Annotated in this window: 3 protein-coding genes; 1 reads left to right on the forward strand and 2 read right to left on the reverse strand. The window is 71.0% G+C overall.

Features of this window, described 5'->3' with window-relative positions; translation table 11 throughout:
• Positions 1-2,282, reverse strand: a 2,282-nt coding sequence (locus tag WH07_RS40085) for a Flp family type IVb pilin (RefSeq protein ID WP_408645979.1), incomplete at its 3' end; no start/stop codon positions are given.
• A 307-nt stretch (positions 2,283-2,589) separates the two neighbouring features.
• On the opposite strand from WH07_RS40085, the gene WH07_RS33335 reads away from it, so the two are divergent.
• A complete protein-coding gene (locus tag WH07_RS33335; protein ID WP_046508453.1) occupies positions 2,590-3,348 on the forward strand; it encodes a class I SAM-dependent methyltransferase in 759 nt (252 codons plus the stop codon).
• A 91-nt stretch (positions 3,349-3,439) separates the two neighbouring features.
• Here the strand turns inward: WH07_RS33335 and WH07_RS33340 are convergent, their stop codons facing one another.
• Positions 3,440-5,938 carry a galactose oxidase-like domain-containing protein gene (locus WH07_RS33340; protein WP_079023767.1) on the reverse strand — a complete coding sequence of 833 codons (2,499 nt, stop codon included), beginning with the start codon at positions 5,936-5,938 and terminating at the stop codon, positions 3,440-3,442.
• Positions 5,939-6,140 lie beyond the last annotated feature (202 nt).

Here is a 6,140-nt window from a genome sequence, read left to right on the forward strand (position 1 = left end):
ACCATCGCCTGCATCGCGGCCTGGGCGGCAGCGGCGCCGGGCTCGTCGGCGGCGAGGGTGTAGCGGGTGCGCGTGGGGGCACCGGTGGGGGTGGCGGTGGCGGTCTGCCAGGCGGCCGCGCTCGTACGTGTGGCCGTGCCCGCGCCCGTACCGGCCTCGGCCGAGGCGAGGGCGAAGGTGACGGTGCCGGAGCTGGTGCCGGTGCCGGTGCCGGTCGCGCCTGTGGTCAGGCTGCCGGAGAAGGAGACGCGTGAGCCCATGGGAGCGAGGTTCCCGTCATCGCACCGGTCCTTCTCGTCCTCGCTTTCGTCCTCGTCCTTGTCCTTGTCATCGTCCTGGTCTTCGTCCTTGTCCTTGTCCTTGTCGTCGTCCTGGCCGCCGTCGCTGCCGCCGCTGTCGCTGCCACCGGTCGTGGGCTTCTCCGTGCAGACCTGGGTGTAGCCCCACGGCGCCATGACCGGGTTGCACTCGGTTTCGGTTTCCTCCTTGTCCTTGTCCTTGTCCTTGTCTTCGTCGTCGTCCTTGTCCTTGTCGTCGTCCTTGCCGCCGTCGCTGCCACCGCTGTTACTGCCACCGGTCGTGGCGGGCTTCTCGGTGCAGACCTGGGTGTAGCCCCAGGGGGCCATGACCGGATTGCACTCGGTCACGGTCTCGGTGCCGCCATCCGAACCACCGCTGTCCGAACCGCCGCTGCTGGAACCGCCACTGGAGCTGCCGCCGCTGGACCCACCACTGCCGCTGGAGCCACCACTGCTGGAGCCACCGCTGCTGCTACCGCCACCGCTGGAGCCGCCGCTACTGCTGCCGCCGCTGGAACCGCCGCTGGAACCGCCACCGGAGCTACCGCCACTACTGGAACCACCGCCGTTGGAACCCCCTCCGTTGGTCCCACCGCCGCTCGAACCACCGCTGCTGGAGCCGCCGCTGCTGGACCCGCCACCGCTGGAGCTGCCGCCGCTGGAGCTGCCGCCATTCGAGCCACCACCCGAGCTGCTACCGCCGCTGGAGCTGCCGCCACTCGAACTGCCGCCATTGCTGCCGCCGCCGTTCGAACCTCCACCGGAGCTGCCGCCACCGATGACGGCTCCGCCTACAACGCCGTCGTCATCATCGTCGTCGTCATCCGATCCGCCATTGGAACCACCGCTGCTGGAGCCGCCGTTGGAGCCCCCACCGTTCGAACCGCCGCCATCGGACCCGCCGCCGTCCGAACCGCCCGAGTCGCCACCGCCGGAGTCGCCACCGCCGTTGCTGCCGCCACCATCGGAGCCGCCACCGTTGTCGCCGCCGCTTCCGTCCGTACCGCCGTTGTCGCCCCCGCCGTCAGAACCACCGCCGTCAGAACCGCCGTCAGCGCCGCCGTCGGAGCCCCCGCTGTCCGAACCGGCGTTGCCCGAACCACCATTGCCGGAACCGCCCGAGTCGCCGCCACCGTCGGTACCGCCACCGGTGCTGCCCCCGTTGTCGCCACCACCCGTGGTGCTGCCGCCGCTGTCCGAGCCGCCGCCATCGGCGCCACCGCCGTTGTCACCGCCGCCGTCGGTACCGCCCGTCGTCGTACTGCCGCCGTCGTCACCACCGCCGGAGCCGCCCGTGCCGCCACCGCTACCGCCGCCGCCCACGACCTGTGTGCCGCAGGAGTCGCCGCCGAGAATCCGGCAGACCGCGGTCTGGAGGCCGTCGGCGATCTGGGTCTGCACACCACTGAGGACCAGCGCGCCGATGATGAGGGCGACCAGGCCGACCATGCCGACGTACTCCACCGTCGTCTGGCCACGGTTGCGGCGCCACCTGATCAGGTGCGCAAGAGAGGGGAGCGCGACCTGACGGAGCCGCTCACGCGTCAGGCGTGGCTTAACGGCCCGTACCTCGGGGGGCAGTTCGAACCAGACACGGCTGCTGCCCAGGCTGATCAGCAACAGCAGGGCGCCGGGCAGCACCATCTGGCTGAACCCGAGCTCCGAACCCCGGTACAGATTGACGACACCGCCGATCAGCAGCCACGCCTGGAGACCGATCAGCCCGAACCAGACCACTTTCCCGCCGGTCCACAGCCGCCGCGCCAGAACCAGCCCGGCGATCCCCGGCGCGACCGCGTACAGAGCCAGCAGGCTGAGCGCCGGCGTGACATGACGGCCCAGGTCCAGCAGCGAGGTCAGCACACTGATGCCGCCCAGCAGCGTAAGGGCGAACATCAGATGCAGCAGGGTCCGCGCCAGGATCAGCGACCGAGGCAACTCCCTGCGCCCGTCGGGCGGCGCCGCGACACGCTGGATCGTCAAGGCCCCTGGGTCGGACATGGGAAACCCTTCCACCACACTGCTGGACGTCCCGCCGAGGCATCTCATCGACGGCATCTGCGTCGCGTCAGCCTAGGCACCCCCAAGGCCCAACCCGTAGGGCCCACAGACCCACTCCGGGGCCCAACCGAGCCTGCACGCCCCGCCTCAGGGGTGGAGAAGTGAACGAATCTCCGGCACGACGGAGGCCGGAATCCGCAGAGCAGCCCGGCCCGGCAGAACGCCCCCAGGCCGCCAGGCCGAGGCACGCTGTCTGGCCTCCGCCCGTCCAACCTGCTGAGCTTGGTCGATGGACACCGCCGCCGACCGTCCGTCGGCCATCTATGACCGCATCGGCATGGGCTACAGCGACATTCGACGCCCTGATCCCAGGCTGCACGCCCTGATCAGCCGGGCGCTGGGAGGTGCCCGCACCGTCGTCAATGTCGGCGCAGGCTCCGGCTCCTACGAGCCGGAGGAGGCGGATGTGATCGCGGTTGATCCCTCCCAGGTGATGCTCGACCAGCACCCCGGGGCGGCAAAGGTGAAGGCCGGAGCCGAAGCCCTGCCGTTCAAGTCGGGCTCCTTCGACGCGGCCATGGCCATCATGACCATCCACCACTGGCCGGACCCGCGCCGCGGGCTCCGTGAGTTGCGCCGCGTCGCCCGCAGGCAGGTCGTCTTCACCTGGGACCCTGCGCATCGCCCGGAACTGTGGCTGCTTGAGGAGTACCTGCCGGAGATCCGCGAGCTGGAGTACTCCCGTTTCGCGTCGCTTGACGAGGTCGCGGACGCGCTCGAGGCGCACACCGTGCTGCCCTTTCCTGTCCCGCACGACTTCACGGACGGCTTCCAGATCGCCTACTGGCGTCGGCCCGACTCCTACCTCGATCCGGTCATCCGCCGGGCCAGTTCCACCTTTGCGCAACTGCCGCCCTCCGTCGTGGAGCCGGCGATCGCCCGCCTGCGAGCGGACCTCGACTCCCGCTCCTGGCATCGACGACATGCCGACTTGCTCGGCCGGCAAAGCATGGACTACGGGTACCGCCTGCTGGTCGGTGGCAAGTGACCCGCTTCCGTCGACGGCCGGTACGTGACCCGCTCCCTCCACGTCCGCGGCGGCCCGGGCCCCTCCGCGCTGTCCCGGGCCGCCGTAGGCGTCAGTTCCTCCCCCGCCTCATATCTCCCTTTCCGCACGCCGTGCCGTCCCTGTTCGGGTCCAGGTGCAGGGGGTCGTCCTTGCCGTTGAGCTTCAGGCGGCCGTAGTCGTTCTCCGCCAGCCAGTCGCAGCGTGCCTTCGTCGTCGGCTTCACCGGCTCGGGGAACGCCGTCGGTACGCAGACGTCCGCCGGGCCGTAGTGCCGGTCGCAGCCCGCGATCTGTGGGCTCACCGGGGCCGAAGTCCGCTGTTCGCGCGGCTTCTTCGGCTTTCCGGTCAGGTCGTCCGCGAAGTCGTGCACATGCGCGGACGCCCCGTGCGCCGAACCCGCCGGCTCAGCCGGCCCCGCCGACCGCTGCGCCGACTCCGCCGGTCCGCCCAGGTGCACCCATTTCGCCACCGACGGGATCCCATTGGCGTCGACCGCGAACAGCATGTACCAGCCCGGCGGTGCCAGATTCGGGTTGCTCGTCACGTTCAGGTCCACGGTGTTGCCGACCACCGTGAGCGGCAGGTCCACGAACCGCTGGTTCGGGTCCGACGAGTGCGTCACCGCGGCCGGGCGGATCAGTTCCGCCTTCGCGATCGGCCGGTCGACCGTGATCCGTTGCGTGTCCCCGTACTGCCACTGGTCGTCGGCCAGCGAAGTGATCTCCGGCCGCGGGCCCTTGAACAGATACGGCGGGGTGTACAGGGACACCTGGTGGTTCCAGGTGCCGTTCCCCGGGTTGTCGCCCGTCGTCATGACCCGGCCGTCCGGCAGCAGGAACGCCGACGAGTGGTAGCCGCGCGCCTCCGGGTCCGCCGCCACCGGATCGAAGGTGTCCGTCAGCGGGTCGAAGAGGGACGACTCGTACACCGGGTTGGCGCGGTTGTGCAGCGCGCCGCCCGTCTCCAGGACCTTGCCGTCCGGCAGCAGCACCGCCGAGCCGTACATCTTGCCCTGCGCCCCCGTCTGCGGCTGCGGCCCGGCGCCCAGATCGACCGTGCCCTGCGGCAGCGGCGGGCCCGGGGTGTACTGCGGGCTGGGCTCCTTGAGGTCGATCAGGTCGGTGAGCCGGTTCGCCTCCGGGTTGGAGTCGATGTTGCCGCCGCCGATGGTGAGCACCCGCTGGTCCTGCGCGGGCGGCAGCAGCACGCTCGCCGACTGGTCGCGCTCGTCCTTGTTCTGGAGCCCCGGCACATCGGTGACCGTATTGGCGTCGTAGTCGTAGACCGACGAGCCGGTCCCCGGGGTGCCGTTGCCGAAGACATGGCTGCCCGAGTAGAAGAGCCGGCCGTCCTGCATCAGGATCATCGACGGGTACAGGCCCCAGTACGACCAGGTCTGGTTGACCTGCCAGAGCGGCAGCCACTTGTCCTCGGCGGCCGACCAGCGCTCGGCGGTCACGGACCCGCTGGAGTCCTCGCGCAGCCCGCCGAAGGACAGCACATCGCCATTGCCCATGATCGTGGCCGACGGATACCAGTGCCCGTCGTTCATGTCGTTGGTCCTGCTGTACGTCTCGGTGACCGGGTCGAAGACGTACGAGTCCTTGTACCCCTGGTAGCCGACCGTGCCGTCGGCCGACGGATAGCCCTTGTTGCCGCTCATCACCAGCACCCGCCCGTCGGAGAGCTGGACATGGCCGGCACAGAACATGTCGTCGGGGGTGGGGACCGTACGGTACGAGCCGTCCTCCGGGTCGTACACCGCCGAGGTGAACGTACCCGCCTCGAACATGTCGGTGCTGTTGCCGGATCCGGCGATCAGCAGCACCTTGCCGTTGTGGAGCACGACCGAGTGCATGGAACGTACGGGGTTCTCGGTCGGCAGGACCTCCCAGCGGCCGTCCGCGCACTCCTGGGCGGTGCCGGTGCACTCGGGCTCGACGGGCGGCGGGGTGACCTCCTCCATGACGTAGTCGTCGGTGGTGACACTGCCCGTGCCGTACACCGAGACACCCCAGGTGATCCGGTCGGTGCCGGGCGGTACGAGGGGGGTACGGACCTCCGCGCGCTGGTAACCGGCACTCGGCTCAAGGGCCTTGAGGTCGGTCCAGTACTGCCAGCCGGCCGTGGTGTCGTGCCGGAAGAGGGTGATCGCCGCGTCCGGGGTCGTGGACTTGTACCAGAGGGAGAGGTCGTACTGCCGCTCCGGCACCACAGCCGGCGCGCACTCGGCGGACTCGGTGATCAGCGCCTTGCGGTCGCCGTCGACGCGGCGGGTCAGCTCGACCCTGACGGCCTTGGTGCCGGAGCGGGCGTCGGCGACGGTGGCGAAGGTGAAGTCGTTGTCGCCCCAGCCGGACTGCTCCCAGCAGTACGGCATGGCTCCGGGGCCGCCCGGGCCCGCGGTCTCGAAGCCGGGGTTCTTGACGAGGTTGGCCCCGGCGGCCGCGGGCTGCTGGGAACTGAGCAGCAGCCCGCCGGTGAGCGCGGCGACGGCGAGCAGGGCGGTACGGCGGCTGCGCCGCGCGGGCGCCCGGCGGAAGAGGGACGCGGCCCCCGGCGCCCGCACGGGTCCCGCCCGGCCGGTGCGGGCTGCCGCTACTGCCCGGACCGCCCGGACCGGCCGCCAGGAGCGGCCCGTCCGCGCCACCCCACCGGCGCGGCTGACCCGGCCGGTCCGGGCCACGCGGCCAGACCGGCCCGCCGATTCCCCGGCCCCCGACGGGTCCGCCGATTCCTCGGTCCCTGAGAGGCCCGCCGGCCCCTCGGAC

The sequence above is a fragment of the Streptomyces odonnellii genome, assembly GCF_000981895.1.
GTDB lineage: Bacteria > Actinomycetota > Actinomycetes > Streptomycetales > Streptomycetaceae > Streptomyces > Streptomyces odonnellii.

Coding starts and splice junctions, on each gene's coding strand:
- WH07_RS33335 (WP_046508453.1), top strand. CDS start 2,590: ATGGACACCGCCGCCGACCGTCCGTCGGCCATCTATGACCGCATCGGC.